We start from the raw sequence: 25,959 nt of genomic DNA, 5'->3' as shown, positions 1-25,959 counted from the left end.
ACCTGGTTTGTAGTTAATTTATAATTAACGTTTGATAATTAGTTTTTTAGAAACCACATTGCCGTTGTTCAGGGTAATATTGATAAAATAAACTCCTTCTTTATGCTTAGATAGATCAAGAACTCCATGCTTACTTTTTGTAGAGTCTAGTACCTTTAATAAGGCTCCAGAAGGAAGACTAAATACTTCGATTTGTTGTATAGGTGTATTCATTGTACTGGTGATAGAAAAAATACCATCACTGGGATTGGGAGCGATCCGGATAGATTCTTCTTCCTGTGCACTTGGCAAATTCTTCTCCTTCAATGCATCTGGAAAATTAAGAACTTTATCAGCTTTTCTTTTTGATGATTGTACTTCAGATGGCAATGTTGTTCTGGGAGGGCGTTCAGACCATTTCCCAATACAAAAATCAAAACATTTTTGACATTTGGTCCCATCTCTCAGAATTACTGTCATACATATTGTATAGTTGGCAGGAGTAGCAATATAACTAATAGGCAATCCACTGTATACCAAACTTCCATTTTTATAAATCTGTAATTGGGTAGAAGCTCCTGCAGGAACCGTCTGTGGTAAAATACTAATTGCAGTATTACCAGATCCCATTTCATTGAGCTCTAATTTGAAATTCGCCTTGCAAGGAGGCGGAGTGATATCGCAAATAATTAGTTTATGAAGACTAAGCTCTACTACCGGTAAGGAAGGAGAAAAAGGATAGAACCAAAGATTATCAAAATTATCAGTAGCAGTAAAAGTATATGTGTATACAGTTGTACTGGGAGGACTGGTAGCATTCCAGTTCTCATTGGCAATAAGTTGATTAGGGCTAGGAGTAGCAGGAATAGGACCTCCGCCACTACCCGTTACGGCTCCTATGACATCTCCTTGCGTAGCAACAACTTTAAAAAATGCATCAGGATGAGCTAATCCTCCTCCCCGAACTACCGTTTTGGCAGTAAAAGTAATACAGTATTGTCGTCCTTTAACAAAATTATACGAGTGATAGTTAATCCCTTCTCCGCGGGAGTTGTACGACCACATCCAGGCGGTTCCTGGATTAACAGAAGGCGAGCCGTGAGAGGCTTGCCAATCTGCATTGTTGATAAAGCTGGAATCAGGTTCAAAATTCATATCAGCTTCAATACAATCCCCATTGGGGCATTGTGCATTGATAAGCTGACATAGTAAAAATAATAAAGTGAAAAACGTTGGTACTTTTTTCATTTGATTGTGTGTTGTGATTTTATAGTTTGAAAAGTATAAAATCTAGGTTTTCCTTACTCTGTTATGTTGGTTTTTCAGGTGCCACCAGTAAGATCGATCTACCCATAAGTACACAAACAGAAAAAGTATTACCCAATTGATCCACAAAAAAATAGAAATTAAAGGAATGAAGTATTGGTCCGAAAACAAAAATAAGCCAATATATACCATATACAGTAACGATAAAAGAATAGCGCAAAGAACAGAAAAGCACCAGAAATAGCTCATTTTAGGATTTAAATAAATGTTAATGCTGTAAGGTTTAATTACTAAAAAAATAATAATATCACGTGTAAGGTATTGATTATAAAACAGATGTGTTAAGTGCTTTTTTTGTCTTTTTTTAAGGGAGCGTTAATTGCGAGTTAATTGATTGATATGTTGAGGCTTATGAATGATAATGATCTCATATTTGCAACGGCGAAAAACAAAAATATGAATCGGAATAATAAGGGATTATTCACAGGACTACTATGCAGTATTTTTATAGTTGTATCTTGTGAAAAAGAAGCCCCTTCAGTAGAAAACTCACAAGAAGAATCGATAGCTATTGGACTCCAAAGCAATAATTATGCTTTGTTTCTAAAAGATAATACCATTAAAACACCTGCTATTACTCCTAAAATAGTACAGATTTTGGAAAAATATGAATTGTCAGAAGAACATATTGTTTCCATTTATTCTGGGGAGTTTAAAGGAGCTCTTTTGCATCAGATACCAAACAATAAAAAAAATAAAATAGCAAGGGATCCCGAAGTCAAATATATGGTATTGGAAAGTACATTGGATTTTGATAGAGAAACAACAGAGATCTATTCAAATCGCAATTGATTTTTTAAATTACAAATACATACTACAATCACCCCTTTTATAACTATATAACAGTACTTCTACCTATCATTATATTATTTATTTTGTTTTTGGATTGTTTCTAATACCCTTCTTTCAATAATGGTGGGGGAATGCTGTTATCATAGTTTTTTTAGCTCAATAGTCGAGATTACACACTTAGAACTTGTTACTAACGTAAGATTCATTTCTTTCCTTATATAATATCTTACATCCTGTGATCAGGGAAGACTATAATTTTTTTCTAAAAAATACCTCCAGAATTTCATTGAGCTTTCTGAGATAAGTCCCTCAAAACAATATAATTTTTCGATAGTAAAACCATTAACGGTTTATTGTTGGGTAATGAATTTCTACAAGCTGCACTAGTAAGTACTATATGTGATTCTTAATTGAGATAGGTAACAAAAATTAAGAGACATGTATATAGTGGTGTATGACCCAATTATGGAGTACATCATAACAAAGCTTGAGGTAGCCGAAAATCATATAGAGTAGGCACAAATTATATAACAAACGATTATGAAAAAAGTATTTGTTTTATCTGGGGGATTAGAAAAGTTTTCTGCTCAAGAAGTAAAAAACATGGAAAACATTGTTGGTGGTGCTATCTACGAAGAAGAAGTGATTTACTACCCAACAAGTGGAGGAAGACATTGCCCGCAAGGGATGATTTGGTCTAATGCATTACAAAAGTGTGTCCCTGCAAGAGCAGAGGCAACTCCCGAGCGGCTTTCTATGTAGGGTCGTATTTTTTGATTAGATCGCAGAAGCTGTGAAAACAGCTTCTGTTTTTATAAACACGAAAGAGTTATAGAATGGAATTTGATGCATTAGTGGTAAAAGTAGCAAGTAGGTGTAATCTGAATTGTTCATATTGTTTTATGTACAATATGGGAGATACAACATATAAGAAACAACCAAAATATATGGACGCAGATTGTGTTGATGCGATTTTGGAAAAAACAATTGCCTATCTAAAAAAGTACCCGAGAAAAAAATTCACCTTTATATTTCATGGAGGGGAACCGTTGCTTATTGATAAAGCATTTTATAGGGAATTTGTCTATAAGGCAGAAAAAGCAAGAGAACAGCTGTTAACAACTAGTTTTGAGTATGATATGCAAACCAATGGAGTACTGATTGATAAGGAGTGGTGTTCTCTTTTTAAAGAGTTAGCTATTTTTCCGAGTATCAGTGTTGACGGAACAGAAAAAGCGCATGATATGTATCGGGTAGATCATAAAGGCAGGGGAAGCTATCAGGCTGTTCGAAAAGGGGTACAGTTATTAAAGCGTGAAACTGGACTGGCTACAATTGCCTGTGTCATTAATACAGAGGAAGATCCTATAGTTATATATAATAGTTTTAAAGAGATGGGAGCTCATTCGGTGAATTATTTAATTCCGGATTATACCTATGATAATGTTCCTTTTGACCCTAATACAGACGAGACTTCTATGGCGGATTGGCTGATACAATTGTTTGATCATTGGATAGCAGATCCAGATAAGTACATTATTCCGATATTCAAGGGACTGATCAATTCCTTGTTGGGGATAACAGATCACGAGCATAATGAATCGAAGGTATTGGTAATAGAAACTAATGGAGAAATCGAAGCGATAGATTCATTAAAAGCATGTGGTCAGGGATTCACTAAGTCAAAAATGAAGATACAAACACATAGTTTTACAGATATCCTGACATCTCCTTTAGGAAGGTTATATTTTGAGAATAGTACCCATATGTTGTGTTCGCAGTGCAAAGCATGTCCAATACTGGAAATTTGTAAAGGCGGGAGGTTGGTTCACCGATTTAAAAAAGAAAATGGGTTTAATAACCCTTCGATATATTGCAGGAATTTGATACAGTTAATAGCGCATGTACAACATCGTTTAATGGATATATTTCCCAGTATCTATGAAGATTCGAATATTAGTATGATAGACACTTCAGAAATTATCGAATACCTTCATACGGTTGATCTCACTACAGAAATAAATGAGCATACCAAGGAGTTGATCAGTTTTGCACAATAATAACCGTAAGAAAAATAAAAGAGAAGGGCTAAGAAAATAATTTTTTTCGAATACGACTTAAGCTTTCCGGTTGTATTCCCAAATACGAAGCAATAATAGTTTGAGGAATTCTCTGGTCGATATCAGGAAATTCTTTTAAAAAATTTAGATATCTTTTTTCGGCACTAAGCAATAATAAGTCTCGCTCACGCTTTTCTTTGGTTATAAACCCTTTTTCTACAAAGCCAAGCAATAACTGAGTCCAGAATAAGTCATTTTTTACTAAGTCAATCCATTTTTGATACGGAACGACTAATAATTCAGCGTCTTCCAGAGCTTCTATATAAAAATGAGAAGGGGTTTGAGCAATCATCGCTGAATAAGAACAAATAAACTGATGTTTTGTAATAAGACTTTTTGTGTATTCATACCCTTTTTCATGGATATATACATACCTGAATAAGCCGGTATGGATAAAAGCAATTTTTTTTGGAACCTCTCCTTCATGAACAAAATATTCATTCGCTTGAATAGATACTACCTTACTTATAGAGAGTAGGATATCTATTTTGTCATCAGGGAGTATTTTCTGTAAAGCTGCTCTCATGGTTTTGTACTGATAGCTTACTTCCCAATACAGAAATTAGCAAAGATATTACCCAATAAATCATCGTTAGAAATTTCTCCGGTGATTTCCCCAAAGTGATACAGTGCCTGTCTGATGTCGATAGCCATCAAATCCCCTGATAGACCACTGTCCAGACCATACTGTACTTTTTGTATTTCTTCTAATGCTTTTAATAAGGCATCGTAATGTCTGGTATTGGTTACAATGGTATCATCGTTTCGTAAGGCACCTGTATTAACAAAATTTAATAAAGAGTCCTGTAGTGTATCTACTCCTATATTATTTTTAGCAGAAAGTAAATGAACTCCTTCAATTGTATTGCTTAGAGTGGTAGCAGCTTCAGAAGAAAGTTTATCAACCTTATTAGCGACAATGAGCAAAGGTTTTTGAGGATATTTATTTTTAATTTTTCCTATTTCTGTTTGTAATTCGGTAATACGATCAGCAGTTAGGTCAGAACTGTCGACCAGATAAATTACTACCTGTGCTTGTTCGATTTTTTCAAAGGTTTTCTGAATACCAATACTTTCTACCACATCTTTAGTATCTCTGATTCCCGCTGTATCGATAAAACGAAAGCCAATACCACCGATAATGATTTCGTCTTCAATAGTATCTCGTGTGGTACCTGCTATATCAGATACAATAGCTCGTTCTTCATTTAAAAGTGCGTTCAGCAAAGTGGATTTTCCTACATTAGGCTCTCCAACGATAGCAACAGGGATCCCATTTTTTATAACATTTCCGACAGCAAAAGAATCGATAAGTCTTTTTAATACCTTCGTAATTCGCTCAATTAATGCTCGGAATTGAGAACGATCAGCAAATTCTACATCTTCTTCTGCAAAATCTAATTCCAATTCTATTAATGAGGCAAAGTTTAATAACTCTTCTCTTAAGGCTTTAATTTCATTACTAAATCCACCTCTCATCTGTTGCATAGCAATTCTGTGAGAAGCTTCAGAATCAGAAGCAATTAAATCGGCAACAGCTTCTGCTTGCGATAAATCAAGTTTAGCATTAATAAAGGCTCGAAGTGTAAACTCTCCAGGATTTGCAGCACGACAGCCTTTACGAAGCAATAATTGAATAATTTCTTGTTGGATATAAGTAGAGCCATGACAGGAAATTTCTACAGTAGGCTCTCCTGTATAAGAGTTACTTCCTTTAAATAAAGAGATCAGTACTTCATCTAATACCCTGTTTTTATCTATGATATGCCCCAAATGAATAGTATGACTCTTTTGATCTAATAGGTTTTTTCCCTTTTTGGATCTAAATAGAGGAGCACAAATATGAAGAGCATCTTGTCCGGAAACTCTGATAACAGCAATGGCACCTGCGCCACTCGGAGTCGCCAATGCAACAATGGTATCTTTGGAGATCATAGATTAATAATTACAACTGCAAAAGTAATTATTATGTTTCGGGTATGTTATAATAGTTGCTCTTTTTTATACTGAATACACTGCCGGGAAAAAGAAAAAGTAGCTAGATGCCCACCAAATAAAAATCTATAAAAAATGTGAAACTTATAATTATAATCTTAAAGAATAACGAAAAGTGATGCAAATTATCCGATTTATGGTGCTTTTTTAGCCGGATTTTCTGGGAAACTGACCTATTTATCTATATATTGGTAAAGTTAATGGTTTTAAAGTAGTTTGAGTATGGTAAAAACAGAAAGTATAAATGGATGCTTTTTTTGGGGAATGTTGCTTTTTGTTACAACCGTTTTTAGTCAAAAAAAGACAATAGATGTAGAAATCAGAGATACAGTTGATAGAGTCGTGTATCGACTGGTAAAGAATGACAGTATTGTAGAAGCCAGAATGTATCTGGACAAGTTGTTGGAAAAAGGAAAAGACAACCCGCGAATACAAGCTTCCTATTATTATAATTATGGAGTTATTTTTCTTTCCTCAGGGAGGTATAATAAAAGCCTCAACTATTTTAAAAAAGCGCGTCGGGTTTCTCAGAACATCCCCGAACGACCTTTCGAATTAGAAATCCCTTCTTTGATGCTTCGGGTATACAGAGAGGCGAAGCAATTTGATAAGGTTGATAGTCTGTATGCGATTAATATTTCTAAAAGCCTTAAAGAGAAAAACCTGAATAAGTTTTACAACTACAATGATCTGATCATCAGTTATATGGATCGGAGAGATTATAAGAATGTAGTATTGAGCTCAGAAAAAGCGCTAAAAGAGCTGGATGAATTTGATTTTAAAAATGAAGATTCCATTCGCATGCATATTGTAGATGATATTATTCGCAATGAATATAAGCTTCATCTGGCAATGGGGTTGATAGAAGAGAAAAAAGAATATAGTTATTCTTATAGGTTGTTAAACGAAGTAGAAAAAGATTCTTTGTTATTTGTAAAGAGAGAACGAGATGCCTATTTGAAATGTATAGCACATTATAAATCCAGGTATTTTTATGAATACAGTCCTAATATAGATTCAGTATACTACTATCAATCTCTGGCATATCGGTATCAAAAAATATTTAGAGAGAAATTAAAAGAGAGAGCCTCCAATGCCGATGAATTTATTTATGAAATTTTACGTCAGGAAAATGATATAGCAAAACTCTCTATTATCAATAAAAAGAATAAAGAACTGAGCACAAACTTTTTCTATATTAGTTTTTTGATCAGTTTTTTATTAGCCCTTGCTCTGTTATTTAGTATTTATGTCTACCGGTCTAATAAGATGAAAAACGATATAAATGAAGAGCTAAAAGAAAAAAATAAGCGATTATTGGCTTTGAATGAAGAACGATCTCGTTTTTTTTCGGTAATCAATCATGAGTTGAGAACACCGATATATACCATTAAAGGATTAACGGAAATTATTGAACAAAATGAAGATGCTACTCAACGTCAAAACTATATCAAGAAGCTGCGTTTTTTTAACAATCATTTATTAGGATTGGTAAACAATACATTGGAGTACACCAAATTTCATTTAGGAAATGTTCGATTAAATAAAGAAGGATTTTCCCTAAAAAAAATGATGGTGGAAATAACCAGCTCTTTTTCTCATCAGGTCGCAGAAAATAACACAGAATTACATTTATCGATCCAGAAAGATATGAGTAGTAATGTCGTAGGAGATCGGGTAAAAATCTCTCAGGTATTAATTAATCTCATATTCAACGCGATTAAGTTCACTCCCGATGGGAATATATGGTTATCCGTAAGAAAAGTAAAAGAAAATGAAGAGAGTATCACTGTTTATTTCGAGGTGAAGGATGATGGAATTGGTATAGCAAAAGAAAAGTTACCTCGTATCTTTAATGGGTTTAATGGAACTCAGCATATCGATGAGTATAAAGGAGGTTCTGGTTTAGGGTTATATATCGTAAAAAGAATTGTAGAAGACTTATTTCAGTCTTCCATTGAAGTATCCTCAGAAGAAGGCAAAGGAACTTCTTTTGGTTTTGAGGTTGTTCTGGAAAAGTGTAAAAAAGAGAAATATTATAAAGAAAGTATTAATTATGGAGCTCTTTTAAGTGAGCATAAGATACTGGTTGTAGATGATAATAAAATTAACCTGATGATCACTAAAAAGACAATAGAACGATCAGGAGCGCAATGTGATATAGCAGATAATGGCGAGCAAGCAATACAAATGGTCAAGGATACAACATATGATGTTGTTTTTATGGATATTCATATGCCGGGAAAAGATGGATTGGAAACAACCAGAGAAATCAGAGAGTTTGATAAGGAAGTTGTAATTATAGCCTTAACCGCAGTAGATCTGGAAAATATGGATAATAAGATCAAAGACTCAGGAATGGATGATATTGTGATAAAACCCTTCAAAAAACGAGATCTTTTTCAAAAAATATTGGCTTTTTCCAAGGAACGAAAATAGCGAATATTATAAAAGAGATATTAGTTTATAAAAAAGAGGGGCGAACTGTTTTGATAGTATAAAGGCGATAAATCACAAACATAATTTCTAATGCTTCACCTCTTAGTATCATTTGTATATATAGTTGCCCCTCTTAGGGTATTGCTTCATAAGGAAGTTAGTGTTGGTTAATTCTAAAATCAGGGTATGCATCCATACCGTGCTCATGAAAATCGAGCCCTTCTATTTCTTCTTGTTCTGAAACCCTTATTCCGGAAAGTTTTTTAATAGAAAATAGAATAAAGAAAGAAGTTAGAAGGCAGAAAACCCCTATGATAACAATACCTATAAGTTGTACAAAGAATTGATGTAGTCCTGCCATTTTTCCAAAAATACCGACAGCAAGTGTTCCCCAGATACCACAGATCAAATGGACCGCAATAGCTCCAACAGGATCGTCTAAGGTAAGTCTGTCGATAAGAGATATTCCGAAAACAATCAATGTTCCGGCAATGGCACCTACCATAATAGCATCCATAGGAGACATTTGATCTGCTCCCGCGGTGATGGCGACTAATCCACCTAAAATCCCATTTAGGAACATGGTTAAGTCGTAGTTTTTATAGATAGCGGTGGAAACCAGAAAAGAAGATAAACCACCCGTTGCAGCGGCGATACATGTGGTAACCAATGTCAGAGAAGTGGTTGCAGGGTCAGCAGACAATACAGAACCTCCATTAAAACCAAACCACCCCAACCAGAGGATCAAAACCCCCGCAGCAGCCAGTGTAATGCTATGACCAGGGATGACCATAGGTTTACCCTCGGATGTGAATTTTCCAATTCGGGGACCTAGAAGGTAAACGGCTACCAGTGCTGCCCATCCACCAACAGAGTGAACAAGGCTAGAACCCGCAAAGTCATAAAATCCCATAGAATCCAAAAAACCACCTCCCCATTTCCAGGAACCAACAATAGGATATATTAACCCTACATATATAATAGTGAAAATCATAAAACTACCAAGCTTGACACGTTCTGCAACGGCTCCGGAAACAATGGTTGCAGCCGTTGCTGCAAACATGCCTTGAAATAGAAAATCTGTCCAATAGGTATATCCGGTATTATAAGAAAGGTCTAAAGAGCCTGTCTCAGTTATGGGAGAGTTAAGACCAAAACCAGAAAACCCCAATATTCCCAAGGCCTCTTTGTCAAACCCAGGATACATAAGGTTAAAACCAAAAAGAGAGTATAAGATAAGTCCAATGCAAATGATAAACATGTTTTTGAATAGAATGTTAATGGTGTTTTTTTGTCGGGTTAACCCTATTTCCAGAAAAGAGAACCCCAGATGCATAAAAAAAACAAGGGCAGTACATATCATCATCCAGACATTGTTAGTAGTAAATAGTTCCATAGTGATATAATAAATGTAGTAGTCGTTTATAAATTTGTTTAGAATAATATTATATGGTAGCGTTTCCTTGTTCGGATGTTCTGATACGATAGGCTTCTTTGATATCTGAAACAAAAATTTTCCCGTCACCAACCTCTCCTGTTTTGGCTGCTGTAAGAATAGCATTAATGGCAATCTGTTCATACTCGTCATTAACAACTATAGAAAGGTATCTACGTTGTATATCAGAAGTACTATAGGATACCCCTCTGTAGACACTCCCTTTTTGTTCATTGCCTACACCTGTGACATCCCAATAAGAAAAAAAAGAAATTCCCTGTTGATGTAAAGCCTCTTTTACGATACGATATTTAGACCGTCTGATAATAGCTTCAATTTTTTTCATGATATTTTGATTTTTAATGTTAAAATCATGGTAAATGTATAAAATATTAATATTAAGTATGTTTAAAATAGGGTATTGGTGTTTATTTTTATGTATTTATTAATTTTAACTCTATTATTTTTAGGGGTGTCCTTTATTTTTCGTCAAAAATGATAAAAATGCAATGTATAGCTGCTATTTGTGCTGTTTTTTCGAAATCGTTTTCGTTGTAATAAGTTGATAATAAGAAATATGTGGTGGCTCTGGAGAATTATCTTATTTAGAATTATTCTAAGAAAAACCCATTATGGAATTCGTAATAAGAAGACTTTATTTTGGGATTATTTTATTCTAAATATGTTTTTTTTACGGAGCTCAGAAAAGTGATCCCGATTGGTTTCATTTTCTTTTTCCTTCATTAAGGTTTTGTTAATTTCATCGACCTGAAACCATTTTTAACGGAAAATTATGAAGAAACAAGGAATGTATTTGCCAGAATTCGAACACGACGCTTGTGGTGCCGGATTCATATGTAGTTTAGAAGGTAAAAAATCGAATGATATCATTCATAAAGCTCTGGAAATTCTCGAAAAGTTAGAACATAGAGGTGCTGTAAGTGCTGATGGGAAAACAGGAGATGGAGCTGGGATATTGATCGACATTCCCCATGATTTCTTTGTAAAACATTGTACTTTCAACTTGCCTGCTTCAGGAGAATATGCCGTTAGTAATGTGTTTTTACCAAAAAAAGAGAATCAACGACAGTTTTGTATTGATACTTTAGAAAAAAACATAAAAGAGCAAGGGCTGACCTTATTAGGGTGGAGAGATGTTCCGGTAGGAGCTGAGCACCTGGGAGAGATTGCCGAGAAAACAGAGCCTTTTATTAGTCAGATATTTATAGGAAAAGAAACCGAAGACCAAAGCTATTTTGATTTTAACCTGAAACTCTTTATCGCTAGAAAAGTTTCAGAACATACCATCTTTAATTCTAGACTGTCGGAAAGTAAGTTCTTTTATATCCCTAGTATGTCTACAAAAACGATGATATTTAAAGGACTGTTAATGCCGGAAGATATTAAGTTATATTATAAGGACTTGTTAGATCCAATGGTAGTAACTCGTCTGGCATTGGTACATCAACGATTTTCTACGAATACATTTCCTACCTGGGATTTGGCACAACCCTTTCGTTACATGTGCCATAATGGAGAGATTAATACCTTAAGAGGAAACGTCTCCAGGATGAGATCGAGAGAAGAGTTATTGCAGTCAGAATGGTTTGGTGATGAAATAAAGAATATTTTGCCTGTGGTACTTCCTGGGAAATCAGATTCTGCTTCGATGGATATGGTGGTAGAACTTCTGGTAATGACAGGAAGATCCCTTCCAGAGGTAATGATGATGATGGTCCCGGAAGCCTGGGAGAAAAATGAAGAAATGTCCGATACCAAAAAAGCTTTTTATGAATATAACTCCTGTACGATGGAACCATGGGATGGTCCTGCATCTATTCCATTTACAGATGGAAATTATATAGGAGCTGTATTGGATAGAAATGGTTTGAGACCTTCTAGATATACAGTGACCAAAGATGGGTATGTAATTATGTCATCAGAAACAGGAGTTGTAGAGGTACAACCATCAAATATAGCATACCACGGGCGATTAGAACCCGGAAAGATGTTTTTGGTGAATATGGATGAAGGAAGAATTGTAAATGATGAAGAAGTCAAAGAAGAAATAGCTGCCAGACATCCTTATAGAGAATGGATTGCTACTAATATGGTACATCTCAAAGATATTCCTTATAATGACTGTCCATTGTTTTTAGGAGAAGAATCCGTCGCTAAAAGAAAAGAATTATTCGGGTATACACAAGAAGATATCGATACGATTATCATCCCGATGGGACAATTAGCTAAGGAACCGATCGGTTCTATGGGATCGGATACACCTATTGCAATTTTATCCGAAAAACCACAACTGATTTATAACTATTTCAAGCAGTTGTTCGCACAGGTAACTAACCCGCCATTAGATGGGATTAGAGAAGAAATGATTACAGATATCAGTCTTTCTTTAGGGGCAAGTCATAATATCTTTGATGTAGTCGAAAGACATTGTAATAAATTAAAAATACAAAACCCGGTAATTTCCAAAGAAGATCTGGATAAAATTAAAACCTATTCAGATAAAGGATTCAAAGCCACTTCAGTTCCAATGTTATATAATATAAACAGAGGATTGAATGGATTAGAGGATGCTCTGGAAGCGATGCTTCAAAAGGCATCAGAAGCAATAGATGAAGGAACAAATATTATTATTCTTTCAGATAGAAATGTCAGTAAGCATCGGGCGCCAATTCCAGCATTGTTAGCCTGTTCTTTTATCAATAGCGGGCTGCAACGATTAAAAAAGAGTTCTAAGGCAAGTATTATTATCGAATCAGCAGAGCCTAGAGAAGTACACCATTTTGCATTGTTGTTTGGATATGGAGCAAGTGCAATTAATCCATATATGGTTAATGAGATCATAAAAGAACAAATAGAAGAACACAATATATCAGAACTTTCTTTCGAACAGGCAGTATACAATTATAACAAAGCTGTTGGGAAAGGAGTACTTAAAGTCATGAATAAAATAGGGATTTCTACCTTGAATTCTTATAGAGGGTCTCAATTATTCGAGTGTATAGGAATTAGTTCCAAGGTCGTTAATACATATTTCCCGAATACCGTAACCAGGATAGAAGGAGTGGGCTTATATGAATTAGAAAAAGAAATTTCAAAAAGACACGAAAGAGCCTATATGGCTAATGATATAGAAGGGGATTTAGACTTGGAAATAGGAGGACAGTATCGCTGGAGAAGAAATGGGGAAAAACATCAGTTTAATCCGTTGTCGGTAGCAAAGTTACAGAAGTCAGTACGAGATAATGATCCGAAAACATATAAAGAATATTCAGAACTGATTAATGAACAGTCTAAAAACCTAATGACTATTAGGGGGTTATTAGAGTTTTCTAATTATGATCCTATTCCTCTGGAAGAAGTAGAACCCTGGACAGAAATTGTCAAGAGGTTTAAAACAGGAGCTATGTCATATGGATCTATTAGCAAAGAAGCGCATGAGAACTTGGCAGTAGCGATGAATCGAATTGGAGGGAAAAGTAATTCAGGAGAAGGAGGAGAAAATCCGTTGCGATTCTATAAAGATGTAAATGGCGATTGGAAAAACAGTGCAATTAAGCAAGTAGCATCGGGGAGATTTGGAGTTTCTTCAAACTATCTCACCAGTGCAGCAGAGATTCAGATAAAGATGGCACAGGGAGCCAAACCAGGAGAAGGAGGACAATTACCAGGACCTAAAGTGAATCCCGAAATCGCAAAAACAAGGAATTCAACTCCTTATGTAGGGTTGATTTCTCCACCACCACATCACGATATTTATTCTATAGAAGATTTATCACAGTTGATTTACGATTTGAAGTCTGCTAACAGAGATGCCAGAATTAATGTAAAGCTGGTATCAGAAGTAGGAGTAGGAACAGTTGCGGCGGGTGTAGCAAAAGCAAAAGCTGATGTCGTATTGGTTTCCGGTTTTGATGGAGGTACAGGGGCATCCCCTTTGACATCGTTAAAACATGCAGGACTTCCCTGGGAGCTGGGAATAGCAGAAGCCCAGCAAACATTGGTAGGAAATAACCTGAGAAATAGAATTGTATTAGAATGTGACGGGCAGTTAAAAACAGGAAGAGATGTAGCGATTGCTTGCTTATTAGGAGCAGAAGAATTCGGTTTTGCAACAGCTCCTCTGGTAGCTTCTGGTTGTGTAATGATGCGAGTATGTCATCTCAATACATGTCCTGTAGGGATTGCAACTCAGAACCCTGAACTCCGTAAACGATTCAAAGGAAAACCAGAGCATGTGGTTAATTATATGTATTTCATAGCACAGGAATTACGAGAGATCATGGCACAACTCGGGTTTAGAACAGTGAATGAAATGGTGGGGCAGGTGCAGAAATTAAACCATAAAAAAGCGATAGATCACTATAAGGCAGCAGGAGTAGACATTAGTCCAATACTACATCAAGTACCCGTTGAAGAAGGGGTTAAATTATACAATACAGAAAAACAAGATCACTGTTTAGAAAAGTCAATCGATTTTGAAATAGTAAAACAGGCGCATCCCGCACTGTTTAGAAAAGAAAAAACTGTATTGGATTTTGATATTGTCAATACAGATAGAGCAGTAGGGGCTATTCTTAGTAATGAGATCTCCAAGATCTACGGAGCGCAGGGATTACCAGAAAATACGTTGCGATTGAATTTTACAGGGGCAGCAGGACAAAGTTTTGGAGCATTTGCCACCAGAGGTTTGACTATGGTAGTGAACGGGAATACAAATGACTATTTAGGAAAAGGGTTATCAGGAGCAAAACTGGTGATCAAAGTACCCCAGGAAGCAACCATTGTTCCGGAGGATAATGTTATTACAGGAAATGTAACATTGTATGGAGCGACAGCAGGAGAAGTATATATTAATGGAAAAGCAGGAGAGCGTTTTTGTGTCAGAAATTCAGGGGCAACGGCAGTTGTAGAAGGAATAGGAGATCACGGATGTGAGTATATGACCGGAGGAGTTGCTGTTATTCTGGGAGAAGTAGGTAGGAATTTTGGAGCAGGAATGTCAGGAGGAATAGCCTATATATATGATGACAAAGGTACTTTTGAGAAAAACTGTAATAAAGAATCATTAAACCTGGAAGAAGTAACATTGTATGAAGATAAGAAGGAACTAAAAGCACTTATAGAAAACCATTATAATGCGACGTTAAGTCCATTGGCTCAGCGCATTTTAGAAAACTGGGAAACAGCATTATCTAAATTTATCAAGATATTCCCAGAAGAGTATAAACAAGCCTTAAAACGATTAGAAGAAGAGAAATTAGCCGCTCAAGAAGCATAAAACGATATTGATATGGGAAAGACCACTGGATTTTTAGAATTTGAAAGAGAGATTGAACAGTATCAGCCTGTTAAAGATCGTATTAAAAATTATAAGGAGTTTACAATTCCTTTAGAAAAAAAAGCATTAAAAAATCAAGGCGCCAGATGCATGGATTGTGGAATACCATTTTGCCATAGTGGTTGTCCTCTCGGGAACCTAATCCCTGATTTTAATGATGCTGTATATAGAGGGAAATGGGAAAAAGCAGCAAGAATACTTCATTCCACGAATAATTTCCCTGAGTTTACAGGAAGGCTATGCCCGGCACCTTGTGAAGAGGCATGTGTTATGGGAATCAATCAAAACCCGATAACCATAGAGAATATAGAAAAAAATATTGTAGAGCAGGCATTTAAGAACGGATGGATTAAGGCTAAACCACCTGCTGTTCGAACAGGGAAAACAGTGGCGGTAGTAGGGTCAGGACCCTCAGGATTAGCAGCTGCACAACAACTAAACAGAGCAGGGCATTGGGTTACTATTTTTGAAAGAGATGAAAAACTAGGTGGGTTATTACGTTATGGGATTCCTGATTTTAAAATGGAAAAACAAGTAATTGATCGCCGTTTGGAGGTATTGGAAGAAGAAGGAGTTATTTTCAAACCGAATACCTGGATAGGAAAAGATATTACTGCAGAAACATTGAAGAGTGAATTCGATGCAGTGGTTTTATGTACAGGAGCAACTGTCAGAAGAAGTTTACCAGTAAAAGGAGGAACGCTCAATGGTGTTGTTCAGGCAATGGATTTCCTGAAACAAAACAATAAAAGAGTAGACGGTATCAAAGAATTAGGAGAAGAGATTCTGGCAACGGATAAGGATGTTATTGTGATAGGAGGAGGAGATACAGGATCAGATTGTATTGGAACTTCGGTTAGGCACGGAGCGACCTCTGTAACTAATTTTGAGATTATGGGTAAAGGTACTATAGAACGGCCAGCACATCAACCTTGGCCCTTTTGGCCGATGCGTTTACGGACAAGCTCATCTCATCAAGAAGGAGCAGAACGAAGATGGAGTATTTCTACGAAAGAATTTATAGGAGATGATGAGGGGAATCTGGTTGGGTTGATTACAGTAGAAGTAGAATGGGTAAAAGAAAATGGACGCTTTAACCTGAAAGAAGTACCAGGAACAGAAAAAGAATGGAAGTGTGATCTGGCATTACTCGCTTTAGGGTTTACTGGTTCCGAAACAACTATTGCAGAGCAGTTAGGAGTCGATATGGATGCCAGAACCAATATACAGGCAGAAACCGGTTCGTATGCTACTAATGTCAAAGGTGTTTTTGCTGCAGGAGATAGCAGACGAGGACAATCGTTAATTGTCTGGGCAATCGCAGAAGGGAGACAGGCAGCTCATTACGTAGATACCTATCTTATGGGGAGTTCGGATTTACCATTAAAAGGAGAAGGAGATCTGCCTAGAGTATAAAAATAAACAACCTCTGAGTAAATGTAAGATGAAGGGGTGTAGAAAAATGAATTATAATTTAGAGGGAAACCTCAATGCCTTTTAATACTGATTATTAGGTGAATAAAATATTGAAGAGTAAAGTTTGTTTGAGTGAGTTAGATAAACTTTTATTGTTGTTTGTTTTATAAATGAAAAGCTACTAACCTCAGTTAGTAGCTTTTTTGATATATAACTTTTTCTTTCTGATCATATGGAAACATCTGAGATGTTTTTAAATAAAAAAATGTAACAAAATGCAATTCTTTTCGTCATATTAATACAATGTTGCTAATTTTATTAGCATATATAAATCAATCATCAATCAAAAAACTACTATATTATGAAAAAAGACAGCAGTGTTCTCGTTCTGGCACATCTATCACAGTTATTGGATGTCATCACAGGTTTTGGAGGATTTATAGTGCCTCTGATTATTTGGTTAACCCAAAAAGACAGAATTGATCAAATGGATGCACATGGAAAATCGATTATTAATTTTCAGATCAGCATGCTGATTTATATGATTATTTGTATCCCGTTAATTTTGTTATTCGGACTAGGGATTGTAGGGTTGATTGTATTAGGAGTAATATACCTTATATATCCTATTGTCAATGCTGTTAGAGCGAGTAATGGGCAACAGCCATCTTATCCGTTGTCACTGAATATTATCGGATAGACCAATATAACAAACAATACGATAAAGCCGACCTTTAGTCGGCTTTTCTTTTGAGTTCAATACATATCCTGATATATGTATTATATGTAGGAACCGATAAGTAATGTATTGGCTCCTTCTACATCGTGATATTGTTCAAAAGTAATTGTATCGGAGAGCGTTTGGATAAGTTGATCTATTTGCTTGTAATTCTTTACGTGAATTCCTGCATTAAATACGACTTTACCATTTTTATTTAAAAGTCGTAGTAAGTTTCTCCAAAAAATAACAGAATAGTATTCTTCTGGTACTTTGTTATCTATAAATAAATCGACAATAATAATGTCGTAATGATGAACACATTTGTACACAAAATGAGAAGCATCCTGACATACAATTTGTAAATTTTTTGATTCATCTATAAAGAACTCTTCTTTTGCAATTTCAATAACAACAGGGTCGATTTCTATAGCGGTTATTTTTCCTTTGTGTTGGAATCGCTTTCGCAAAGGATTAATAATACTACCGCCTCCAAGACCTAATAAGAGGATGGTAGCTGTAGGTGGGATCTCAATTTTAGACAATCCGTAGGTTAGTAACTTTTGTAGTGTGCCATAAGAGTAATTGGCATTTTTACTATCGAGTACTTTTTTTCCATTAATCCAGGTGAGTTCAAGGGGTCCGTTAATAGTAGAGTCGATGGTCCTGGTCAAAGGCCATACGTAGCTCAGTAATTTTTTCATGTAATTATTTCTATGGTTTTAAGAGGCATTTGGTAGTACCTGAAAGACAAATGCGTATTCATGGAATAGCATTCTTATGTCAATTGATAACATACGAACTATTGAACTGTATGCTATATCTGAAAAACTAAATAAATGGGGTTGCTTTTTTAGTAGAAATAAAGAAGAAAAGGTTCTCTGGTGGAGCGTGTAAAAATTGTGTCATACGGGTAGAAATTTTAAGATTATATTTCCAATGTAACAACATATGACGATTATTTTTAGTGTTTCGTTATTGTTTTTATCAATTTTACCATAAATAAAACTGATTATGTTTTGTATAGGAGTAAAAAAAAAGGAATTTGATAAAAATAAATGAAATAATTGAATAATCTGTAAAAACAAGACCTGATAAGGGAGGAGCTATCAAGTCTTGTTTTTGCTAATAAAAATCATGAATACAGTTCTTTTTTGTAATATGGTAAGAGATATTCCTACAAATAAACATTTGAAGCTGTTTTTTTAGGAGCTTATTTGTAAGGTAGATTAGAGCGTTATTTTATAGAAGAGGATCTTTTTCCTCTTGTGATGTCAATATGAAAACCAACTGTGAGGTAATAGCTGTTTTGACTGTCAAAATCATACAGGGTTTTATTATCATCATCAATTAGTTCATAATTTTCATATACAGAATACATCCCTTTAATTGATAAACGCGTAAAACGGCTAGCCCAGAATGCATATCCGATTCCAGCTGATACAGATGTAAAAATAGCTTTTGTTGCCTGGGTAGAAGAAACGCTATGAAGAGAAACGGGGGTAGACAGCGTGGTCATAAAATCATTTAATTCTCCGGAGATACTGAATAGATGGTTTCTGTGAGGTTGATATTGAATCTGAGTTTTAGGCATTCCTATCTGTACTAGGAACATACGACCTATTTTCTTTTCAATCATTAACAATGGTGTAATTCTGGATTCTCCTATCATGGTGAAATACCCGACACCAGCACTGATTTTTAAAGTGTTTTTACTAAAAGAACGCTCTACAAAAAGTCCTCCATTCCATAAGAAGTTGTCAATGGTATGTGCTATGGGTTTATTAGAAAGTAAGGAAGTTAGACTAAAAACATTAAAACTCCACGCAGGAGTGATTCTGTGCTTAAAAAGAAAGCTATGGTTTATGGTATAGATACTTGTCAGGTCTTCAGAAAATGGAAGTTCTTGATTGTATGTGAACTCGTGAATATCCATGCCGATAGTATTGATAAATAGTGATTTCTTAGTCGTAATTGGAGGAGGTGTTATTTTTATTCGTTTTCTGTTGTAATCAAAATTTTTTTTGGAGAGAGACATTAGGTAAGTAGTCGATACCATATCTCTGTTTTGCTGAGCATAGCAATTAATACAGAGTAATAGAATAATGTATATTCCGAATTTTTGTAACATAATTTTTTCCCGTTTTTACTTTTAGGTTTGTTTGTGTTTTCAAACCCAAAGATCAACAGGAAATCTCTTCGTGAAATTGCCAAATGACAAGAAATACTTATTTGATTTCCTTTCGTATTCGACTCAGAGAAGAAGGAGTGATCCCTAAAAAAGAAGAGAGGTCTTTTAGAGGAACGCGTTTGACAATATCTGATCTCTTCATAATGTCGAGATACCGTTCTTTGGCGGATAATGTTTGGAAGTTATGAACTCCGTTGAGGACACTGGCAAAAGATTCTTCCCATAACAATCGACCAAATTTTTGCCATATAGGGTAGGTTTCGTATAACAGCTCCATTTTTTCGTGCTTGATGGTAAGCAATTCAGTGTTTTCAATTGCTTCAATATATGTATTAGATCTGCCTCGGGCTTTAATTTTAGAAATATCGGCAATCATTTCCCCTTCAAAGGCAAAATAACGAGTTAATTCGATATCATTATGCACGATATACATGCGTAAACCTCCTGAAAGAATAAAGTAATAATCAGTTACAAGTTGATTTTTTTTGATTGCAAATTTTCCTTTAGCAATCGTACGTGACTCAAACGAAGATACAATGGTGCTGAGTACATTGTCATCAATATCAATGCGTGCCTTAATGTATTTTGCCAGTTTATCCATAGAAGAAGAAAGAAGCGTGAGGGAATTTGTAGTAAGGGCTCAAAACAAAAAAACCACAACACAATTGTTGTGGTTTTCGATATATATTAATTTTCGTATTTCTAATCATTAAGCATTACTGGCATCACTAGCATCGTAACATTTTCTCCCTCATCAAGCCCATCGATAGGAGTAAGGATTCCCGCTCTGTTAGGCAGAGACATTTCTACCTGTACTTCATCAGCGTTAAGGTTATTAAGCATTTCACTCAGAAAACGAGAGTTAAACCCTATCTGCATATCATCTCCTTGATAATCACATGTCAATCGCTCTTCTGCTTTATTAGAGTAATCGATATCCTCAGCAGAGATATTAAGTTCAGCTCCTGCAATTTTTAAACGAATCTGATGTGTCGTTTTATTAGAGAAGATAGAAACCCTTTTTACTGAATTCAGAAATTGTGTTCTGGCAATTGTTAATTTATTAGGATTCTCCTTAGGAATTACTGCTTCATAATTAGGGTATTTACCATCGATAAGACGACAGATAAGCTGTGTGTCATCAAAAGAGAACTTCGCATTTGATTCATTATATTCTATAAGTACATCGCTATCACTACCCGCCAGAATTCCTTTTAGCAGATTTAATGGCTTTTTAGGCATAATAAATTCTGCAGCCTGAGAAGCCTTCACATCTTCTCTGGAATATTTAACAAGTTTATGAGCATCGGTAGCTACAAAAGTTAATTGCTCTGTAGAAAACTGAAAAAACACACCACTCATAACAGGTCTCAGGTCATCATTACCGGTAGCAAAAATGGTTTTGCTAATTGCGGTAGCCAGAATGTCCCCTAGAATATTGGTAGCACTAGGGTCTTCTAATTCTACAGCTTTAGGAAATTCTTCTCCGTCAGCATACGCAAGTGCATACTTACCGTGATTAGAGCTGATTTCTATAGTGTTATTGTCACCGACCACAAACGTCAAAGGTTGTTCCGGGAATGTTTTAAGAGTTTCTAATAATAATTTTGCCGGGACAGCAATAACTCCCTCATCTGCTGATTCAACTTCCAGTTTAGCAGACATAGTTGTCTCTAAATCAGAAGCAGAAACCGTTAAGGAATTCCCATCTAGTTCAAACAAAAAATTGTCTAAAATAGGCAAGGTATTACTATTGTTAATAACACCTCCTAATACTTGAAGTTGCTTTAGCAGGTATGAACTGGATACTATAAATTTCATGTGCGATTCGTTATGTACAGTTTACGCAAATATAATTTTAATCTGCAAGGAATATAGTATCTCTAAAACTATAGTTATTAACAATGATAGAGGAGTTATTGACCAAATAGGAGGGAAATTACTTTTGTTTTGTATTGTTTTTATCTTTTAGTAGTGCATCTGTATAATGCGCCTGATGTTTTTCTTTAGAGAAACGAAGTTTATTGTATGCTTTCGAACCTCCTTTGGGAATAGATAAAGATTGCCACTGCGAATTAGAAATCATTTTGCCAACATATACGATTTGACCAATATGATAGGAGTAATGTGCCAATTGACGATGAATCGCTTCCGGTATTCGATGTCCTATATTACGAATGTATACCAATTGATCGAAGTTGGTCTTATTAATGGTGTCTAGGGCGGTAAACAGGCAAGTCCATCCTTCTTCCCATTTTTTGAGTAATTCAGTTTTGGAATGAATATCATTTGCGAATTCCTCATCTCTTTTTCTCCATTCTTTTTCTCCGTCAGTAGTCAAAAAATCAGTCCATCGGGACATCATGTTCCCCCAGAGGTGCTTGATGAGAATTGCAATGCTGTTACTCGCTTCATTGTACTGCCAGAAAATGGCGTCGTCCGGCAATTGATGCAAGGTTTTTTCGCCTAAGGTTTTATAATAAAGGAATTGTTTTTTTATGCTCTCTATATAGTCATTTCCATCCATAATAGTTATGATAAAAAGTGTATCTCTTTAAAAATACAAAATAGTATCATATTTGCTGTAGTAAGGATACAGAGCGAAAAGAACCTAAAGAGGTTTTTTGTACTTTCTTTTTCTCAAAAAGATAAACGCAACACCAAATAAAACAAGACATAATAAAGGCATTATAATATTAATTGCCTGCCATGTACTTTTTTGACGAACTACCTTTTCTATTTCTAAAAATGGGATGTTTATTTTTTTACTTCGTACACTAATAAGTCCCGAGTCATCCATCAGATAATTGACGGCATTCATCAAAAATTCTTTATTCCCGTATTGGAGATTGAGAATCGGGTCATAGCCTAATTCCATCGGACGATTTTTTCGTACGAAGTTCTTTGCAATATCACCATCGGCAATAACAATCATTTTTGAAGGAGCACCATGATCTTTATGCGCTTCATTTTTTACAGGTTTTACGCGGTTTTTATAGTTAGATTTAAAAGAACCTTCCAATAAAACTGCCAAATTTTGCTTCCCTTGATTGTAAGAAGTAAGATCCGGTTTTTTTTGAATAATATCCAGCGATATTTGTTTAGGAACTCCTTCTAGTTTTGTTTTTTCAGAGCTTTGTAATAAGATCGTTTTTTTGATATCGTTTTTTAGGGTGTCAATCTGATTTGCAAATTCAAATTGAACCGCCTCAATATTCTTAATAACGGGATGCTCACTTTTTGTTTTAGCCAGAGGGTTGTAAAACCAAGGGAAAGTATTAAACTGAGTGTTATTTCCTTCTCCTGATGCCAGTACCAGAGGGGAGGATATTAAATCATTAACCAATACCGGATTAATTCGAACTCCGTAGGAGAATAGCAGGTCATTAAGCTGCAAATCTCGGATTGTTGCTAGTGCGCTCCCACTGGGAGTGAGCAGGCTATCGATTTCCATATCCACAGGTTCGACCATCCAGATTGCTTTTCCTCCATGCATCAGATATTGATCCAATACATATTTTTCATTTTCACTAAATGTCTGGGTAGGTTTGGTATTAATAATCAAATCAAAATTCTGTAGATCTTCCAATGTTTTTAATGGATTCCCGTTAGCAGAATCTAAAGGAAAAGAATTGAGGTGATAATGCTTTTGCAGGTTTCTAACGAAGTCGGCAATTTTCAATCCATGTAATTGCCCATTCCCTTTGAGAAGGGCAATTTTTTGTTTGTTTGATCGGAGTAGTTTCGTCAACCCATCAGCAAAAGCATATTCGAGTTGCTGAATTGAATTACTAACACGTTCTTCTGTAGAAGCTCCAATAGTATGTTTGACTAGTGGAATTCGAACACTTTTATCCTGATAATTTACAATTGCCCAGGGAACAACCGTTTCGGTTTCTGTTTTTCCGCTTTCCTTAACGGTGACCTGCATGGGGGTTAATCCGTGTTGCTGTAATTGTAGCAAAGTCTCTTCCCGGATTTCTTCTTCCTTTAGCGGATCGATGAAAATGTATTTTACTTTCGGATTCAGTGCATTGAATTCTTCCAGTAGTTGCTTGGTTTCGGTTTGTAAGCGCCTGAACTCAGAAGGGAAATCCCCTTCTAATAAAACATCAATAGCAATAGGTACTTCGATATCCCGAACTAATTTCTTAGTTGCTTCTGATAGTGTAAATCGTTGGTCATGAGTAAGGTCAAAACGCTTGTAATACGTGTTTCCAATGGCGACGACAATGACCCCAATGATACAGCTCAATGCGATGGACTTCATTTTTTGAACGATAGTTTTCTTTTGCAGGGTAATAGCTGTCATGACTAAAAAAACAATAAGCACGAGTAGAAAATATACCACATCTCTGGTATCGATAACCCCGCGGCTAATTCGTTCATAATGAAACTGCATTCCCAACTGCTCGAAAAAGAGACCACTTACCCCAGAAGGATCAAATTCTGCCAAACTGTTCCATCCCAAATAGAATAAGAAGGATAAAAGCGCTGCAATAAGAAAAGCAATAATCTGGTTTTGTGTAATTGAAGATGAGAAAATACCAATAGCAGTATATGAGGCACTTAGTAAAAATAGTGCTATATATGACCCAAAAACACTTGCAGCATCGATATTTCCCACGGGATTTCCAAGCTGGTATAAGGTGATAAAATAAAGAATGCTAGGTAGTAAAGCGATTCCTATCAGTATAAAATTTCCTAAGAATTTTCCGAGAACAATTTCTCTCTTTTTTAAAGAACTAGTTAATAGGAGTTCTAATGTTCCTGATTTTCTCTCTTCGGCAAAACTTCTCATAGTGGTAGCAGGTACCAGAAATAGTAAGATCCATGGGGCAAGCTGAAAAAAAGGAGATAAATCCGCGAAACCGCTATTCAGTATATTATAAGGACCTCTAAAAACCCATAAGAAGAGTCCGTTAATCAGTAAAAAAATAGCAATAACTAAATAGCCTATTGCCGAGGCAAAAAAAGTGTTTATTTCTTTTCTTATGAGTGCAAGCATAGTGCTGTCATTATATTTTATAGCGCATTCGTAGCAGGATCATTAAGAGGATTCTGTCATACTCCAGGCTTCTGGTTTTTGATTGAATTTGATTTTGGTTTGCGCCCAAACTTCTTTGAATAACGCAGAGTTCCTATAGTTATTGAGATGTGTTTCCGATTCCCAGTGACTGTAGGTGAAAAATTGATTAGGAGTATGCTTATCTCTAAGTAATCTCAAGTGCGAGCACCCTTCGAAATGCCGAATGTGTTGCTTGTTTTTTTCGAACACGTTTAGAAATGCTTCAACCTCTTCTGGGATAAACCCCATTTTAACGACTCGTATGATCATGTTACTTACTCAAAATTAATACTGACTGTATCTCTGTAATCTAATCCGAATAAGCTGGAAGCGCCTCCCACCGTTTTGGGATTACTTTTATAAATGGCTAATTCCAGATAATCAGAAGAATTAAAAATAGCTAATTTTTTACCATCTTCTTCTCGTTTGCTCTTTTCAATCGAGAAATTAATAGCATCACTATATCGTTCATATACATTTTCGAAGATTGCATTTCGGGCATAGATTTTGAATTTTCTTCCTTTACCAACTTCTTCGAATAGTTTTCTGGTAATATTAGTGATAAGGTTTCCGTAGTTATCAATATAGATAATGCTGCCTACAATTTGCTTATCCCCGACATTAACGATAGGAGTCATTCCTTTGATAATTTTAATCTCAGAAATATTTTTGCCAATAACCTCCAGCGTTCCTCCCCGGGCGATATGACAGGCTACTGCTACAAAAACATCAAGAACAGGAAAGTTAGTGTCAATTGCATTATGAATATTAATTTCCACAATTTTTTCGGGAATAAATTCAGAAGCGATCAATCCGATAAGACCATTATTAGCACAAATGAAGTAATGATCATTGAGCTTAACGGCAATATGTTTGTTTTCAGGGTTGGGCTCACTGTCAATCCCCACGATATGAATACTGCCTTTTGGAAAGCTTTTATAGGCATTCTGGATAATATAAGCAGCTTCGGTAATATGAAAAGGAGAGATCTCATGAGAAATATCAACAATTTTTGCATCAGGTAATTCCGTATAAATAGCACCTTTAACGGCAGACACAAAATGATCTTTGATTCCGAAATCTGTTGTTAAAGTTATAATAGGCATGAACAATAATTGTTA

Annotated in this window: 20 protein-coding genes; 7 read left to right on the top strand and 13 right to left on the bottom strand. The window is 35.5% G+C overall.

The genetic code is table 11. The annotated features are described in order from the left end of the window. Positions 1-24: 24 nt before the first annotated feature. Complete coding sequence (locus HN014_RS21370) at positions 25-1,227, bottom strand: T9SS type A sorting domain-containing protein (RefSeq protein ID WP_176030860.1); 1,203 nt, start codon at positions 1,225-1,227, stop codon at positions 25-27. Between the two features lie 474 nt (positions 1,228-1,701). On the opposite strand from HN014_RS21370, the gene HN014_RS21365 reads away from it, so the two are divergent. From HN014_RS21365 to HN014_RS21355, 3 genes are all read left to right on the top strand, one after another. Beyond that, entirely contained in the window at positions 1,702-2,097 is a 396-nt protein-coding gene (locus tag HN014_RS21365; protein WP_176030859.1) for a hypothetical protein, read from the top strand. Positions 2,098-2,637: 540 nt separating this feature from the next. Next, positions 2,638-2,859: a hypothetical protein gene (locus tag HN014_RS21360; protein ID WP_176030858.1), complete on the top strand. Its 222-nt coding sequence runs from the start codon at positions 2,638-2,640 to the stop codon at positions 2,857-2,859. A gap of 74 nt (positions 2,860-2,933) precedes the next feature. Beyond that, positions 2,934-4,157, top strand: coding sequence for a radical SAM protein (locus HN014_RS21355; RefSeq protein ID WP_176030857.1), 1,224 nt, complete (start codon positions 2,934-2,936; stop codon positions 4,155-4,157). Between the two features lie 28 nt (positions 4,158-4,185). Here HN014_RS21355 and HN014_RS21350 read toward each other — a convergent pair whose 3' ends face one another. Then, positions 4,186-4,743: a Crp/Fnr family transcriptional regulator gene (locus HN014_RS21350; RefSeq protein ID WP_176030856.1), complete on the bottom strand. Its 558-nt coding sequence runs from the start codon at positions 4,741-4,743 to the stop codon at positions 4,186-4,188. Between the two features lie 17 nt (positions 4,744-4,760). Continuing rightward, complete coding sequence (gene mnmE, locus HN014_RS21345) at positions 4,761-6,152, bottom strand: tRNA uridine-5-carboxymethylaminomethyl(34) synthesis GTPase MnmE (RefSeq protein WP_176030855.1); 1,392 nt, start codon at positions 6,150-6,152, stop codon at positions 4,761-4,763. A gap of 282 nt (positions 6,153-6,434) precedes the next feature. On the opposite strand from mnmE, the gene HN014_RS21340 reads away from it, so the two are divergent. Continuing rightward, positions 6,435-8,651, top strand: a complete 2,217-nt coding sequence (locus HN014_RS21340; protein ID WP_176030854.1) for a response regulator — start codon at positions 6,435-6,437, stop codon at positions 8,649-8,651. Between the two features lie 157 nt (positions 8,652-8,808). On the opposite strand, the gene HN014_RS21335 is transcribed toward HN014_RS21340, so the two are convergent. Both HN014_RS21335 and HN014_RS21330 read right to left on the bottom strand, forming a co-directional pair. Next, positions 8,809-10,047, bottom strand: coding sequence for an ammonium transporter (locus HN014_RS21335; protein WP_176030853.1), 1,239 nt, complete (start codon positions 10,045-10,047; stop codon positions 8,809-8,811). 49 nt (positions 10,048-10,096) lie between these two features. Further along, the gene (locus tag HN014_RS21330) at positions 10,097-10,432 is read right to left on the bottom strand and encodes a P-II family nitrogen regulator (RefSeq protein WP_176030852.1); all 336 of its coding nucleotides are present in this window, start codon (positions 10,430-10,432) and stop codon (positions 10,097-10,099) included. A 447-nt stretch (positions 10,433-10,879) separates the two neighbouring features. Here HN014_RS21330 and gltB point away from each other — a divergent pair, with 447 nt between their 5' ends. The 3 genes from gltB to HN014_RS21315 all read left to right on the top strand — a co-directional run bounded on the left by gltB (position 10,880) and on the right by HN014_RS21315 (position 17,561). Further along, the gene (gltB, locus tag HN014_RS21325) at positions 10,880-15,385 is read left to right on the top strand and encodes a glutamate synthase large subunit (protein WP_176030851.1); all 4,506 of its coding nucleotides are present in this window, start codon (positions 10,880-10,882) and stop codon (positions 15,383-15,385) included. A 12-nt stretch (positions 15,386-15,397) separates the two neighbouring features. Beyond that, entirely contained in the window at positions 15,398-16,861 is a 1,464-nt protein-coding gene (locus HN014_RS21320) for a glutamate synthase subunit beta (protein WP_176030850.1), read from the top strand. 361 nt (positions 16,862-17,222) lie between these two features. Then, positions 17,223-17,561, top strand: coding sequence for a DUF4870 domain-containing protein (locus HN014_RS21315; protein WP_176030849.1), 339 nt, complete (start codon positions 17,223-17,225; stop codon positions 17,559-17,561). A gap of 80 nt (positions 17,562-17,641) precedes the next feature. Here the strand turns inward: HN014_RS21315 and HN014_RS21310 are convergent, their stop codons facing one another. From HN014_RS21310 to HN014_RS21275, 8 genes are all read right to left on the bottom strand, one after another. Next, positions 17,642-18,283 (bottom strand): spermidine synthase, encoded by a 642-nt coding sequence (locus tag HN014_RS21310; RefSeq protein ID WP_176030848.1) that lies wholly within the window; start codon positions 18,281-18,283, stop codon positions 17,642-17,644. Between the two features lie 533 nt (positions 18,284-18,816). After that, a complete protein-coding gene (locus HN014_RS21305) occupies positions 18,817-19,710 on the bottom strand; it encodes a DUF6268 family outer membrane beta-barrel protein (RefSeq protein WP_176030847.1) in 894 nt (297 codons plus the stop codon). Positions 19,711-19,807: 97 nt separating this feature from the next. Further along, positions 19,808-20,371 carry a Crp/Fnr family transcriptional regulator gene (locus tag HN014_RS21300; RefSeq protein WP_176030846.1) on the bottom strand — a complete coding sequence of 188 codons (564 nt, stop codon included), beginning with the start codon at positions 20,369-20,371 and terminating at the stop codon, positions 19,808-19,810. Positions 20,372-20,472: 101 nt separating this feature from the next. Continuing rightward, positions 20,473-21,591, bottom strand: a complete 1,119-nt coding sequence (gene dnaN / locus HN014_RS21295) for a DNA polymerase III subunit beta (protein ID WP_176030845.1) — start codon at positions 21,589-21,591, stop codon at positions 20,473-20,475. A gap of 118 nt (positions 21,592-21,709) precedes the next feature. Then, a complete protein-coding gene (locus HN014_RS21290) occupies positions 21,710-22,297 on the bottom strand; it encodes a DUF1572 family protein (RefSeq protein ID WP_176030844.1) in 588 nt (195 codons plus the stop codon). 84 nt (positions 22,298-22,381) lie between these two features. Continuing rightward, the gene (gene gldG / locus HN014_RS21285; protein WP_176030843.1) at positions 22,382-24,778 is read right to left on the bottom strand and encodes a gliding motility-associated ABC transporter substrate-binding protein GldG; all 2,397 of its coding nucleotides are present in this window, start codon (positions 24,776-24,778) and stop codon (positions 22,382-22,384) included. A 42-nt stretch (positions 24,779-24,820) separates the two neighbouring features. Further along, positions 24,821-25,108: a putative quinol monooxygenase gene (locus tag HN014_RS21280; RefSeq protein WP_176030842.1), complete on the bottom strand. Its 288-nt coding sequence runs from the start codon at positions 25,106-25,108 to the stop codon at positions 24,821-24,823. A gap of 5 nt (positions 25,109-25,113) precedes the next feature. Continuing rightward, positions 25,114-25,944 carry an S-adenosyl-l-methionine hydroxide adenosyltransferase family protein gene (locus tag HN014_RS21275; protein WP_176030841.1) on the bottom strand — a complete coding sequence of 277 codons (831 nt, stop codon included), beginning with the start codon at positions 25,942-25,944 and terminating at the stop codon, positions 25,114-25,116. Positions 25,945-25,959 lie beyond the last annotated feature (15 nt).

The sequence above is a fragment of the Aquimarina sp. TRL1 genome (genome assembly GCF_013365535.1).
In the GTDB taxonomy this organism is placed as follows: Bacteria; Bacteroidota; Bacteroidia; order Flavobacteriales; family Flavobacteriaceae; genus Aquimarina; species Aquimarina hainanensis.
The sequence above is the reverse complement of the archived record's forward strand: the minus strand, read 5'-3'. Positions and strand labels throughout refer to the sequence as shown.

Excerpts from the sequence above, each read along its gene's own strand:
- HN014_RS21315 (WP_176030849.1), top strand. The coding sequence starts at position 17,223 with ATGAAAAAAGACAGCAGTGTTCTCGTTCTGGCACATCTATCACAGTTA.
- HN014_RS21360 (WP_176030858.1), top strand. The coding sequence starts at position 2,638 with ATGAAAAAAGTATTTGTTTTATCTGGGGGATTAGAAAAGTTTTCTGCT.
- HN014_RS21355 (WP_176030857.1), top strand. The coding sequence starts at position 2,934 with ATGGAATTTGATGCATTAGTGGTAAAAGTAGCAAGTAGGTGTAATCTG.
- HN014_RS21300 (WP_176030846.1), bottom strand. The coding sequence starts at position 20,371 with ATGGATAAACTGGCAAAATACATTAAGGCACGCATTGATATTGATGAC.
- HN014_RS21330 (WP_176030852.1), bottom strand. The coding sequence starts at position 10,432 with ATGAAAAAAATTGAAGCTATTATCAGACGGTCTAAATATCGTATCGTA.
- HN014_RS21310 (WP_176030848.1), bottom strand. The coding sequence starts at position 18,283 with ATGAAAAAATTACTGAGCTACGTATGGCCTTTGACCAGGACCATCGAC.
- dnaN (WP_176030845.1), bottom strand. The coding sequence starts at position 21,591 with ATGAAATTTATAGTATCCAGTTCATACCTGCTAAAGCAACTTCAAGTA.
- gldG (WP_176030843.1), bottom strand. The coding sequence starts at position 24,778 with ATGCTTGCACTCATAAGAAAAGAAATAAACACTTTTTTTGCCTCGGCA.
- HN014_RS21290 (WP_176030844.1), bottom strand. The coding sequence starts at position 22,297 with ATGGATGGAAATGACTATATAGAGAGCATAAAAAAACAATTCCTTTAT.
- HN014_RS21305 (WP_176030847.1), bottom strand. The coding sequence starts at position 19,710 with ATGTTACAAAAATTCGGAATATACATTATTCTATTACTCTGTATTAAT.
- HN014_RS21335 (WP_176030853.1), bottom strand. The coding sequence starts at position 10,047 with ATGGAACTATTTACTACTAACAATGTCTGGATGATGATATGTACTGCC.
- HN014_RS21280 (WP_176030842.1), bottom strand. The coding sequence starts at position 25,108 with ATGATCATACGAGTCGTTAAAATGGGGTTTATCCCAGAAGAGGTTGAA.
- HN014_RS21370 (WP_176030860.1), bottom strand. The coding sequence starts at position 1,227 with ATGAAAAAAGTACCAACGTTTTTCACTTTATTATTTTTACTATGTCAG.
- gltB (WP_176030851.1), top strand. The coding sequence starts at position 10,880 with ATGAAGAAACAAGGAATGTATTTGCCAGAATTCGAACACGACGCTTGT.
- HN014_RS21275 (WP_176030841.1), bottom strand. The coding sequence starts at position 25,944 with ATGCCTATTATAACTTTAACAACAGATTTCGGAATCAAAGATCATTTT.
- HN014_RS21365 (WP_176030859.1), top strand. The coding sequence starts at position 1,702 with ATGAATCGGAATAATAAGGGATTATTCACAGGACTACTATGCAGTATT.
- HN014_RS21350 (WP_176030856.1), bottom strand. The coding sequence starts at position 4,743 with ATGAGAGCAGCTTTACAGAAAATACTCCCTGATGACAAAATAGATATC.
- HN014_RS21320 (WP_176030850.1), top strand. The coding sequence starts at position 15,398 with ATGGGAAAGACCACTGGATTTTTAGAATTTGAAAGAGAGATTGAACAG.
- mnmE (WP_176030855.1), bottom strand. The coding sequence starts at position 6,152 with ATGATCTCCAAAGATACCATTGTTGCATTGGCGACTCCGAGTGGCGCA.
- HN014_RS21340 (WP_176030854.1), top strand. The coding sequence starts at position 6,435 with ATGGTAAAAACAGAAAGTATAAATGGATGCTTTTTTTGGGGAATGTTG.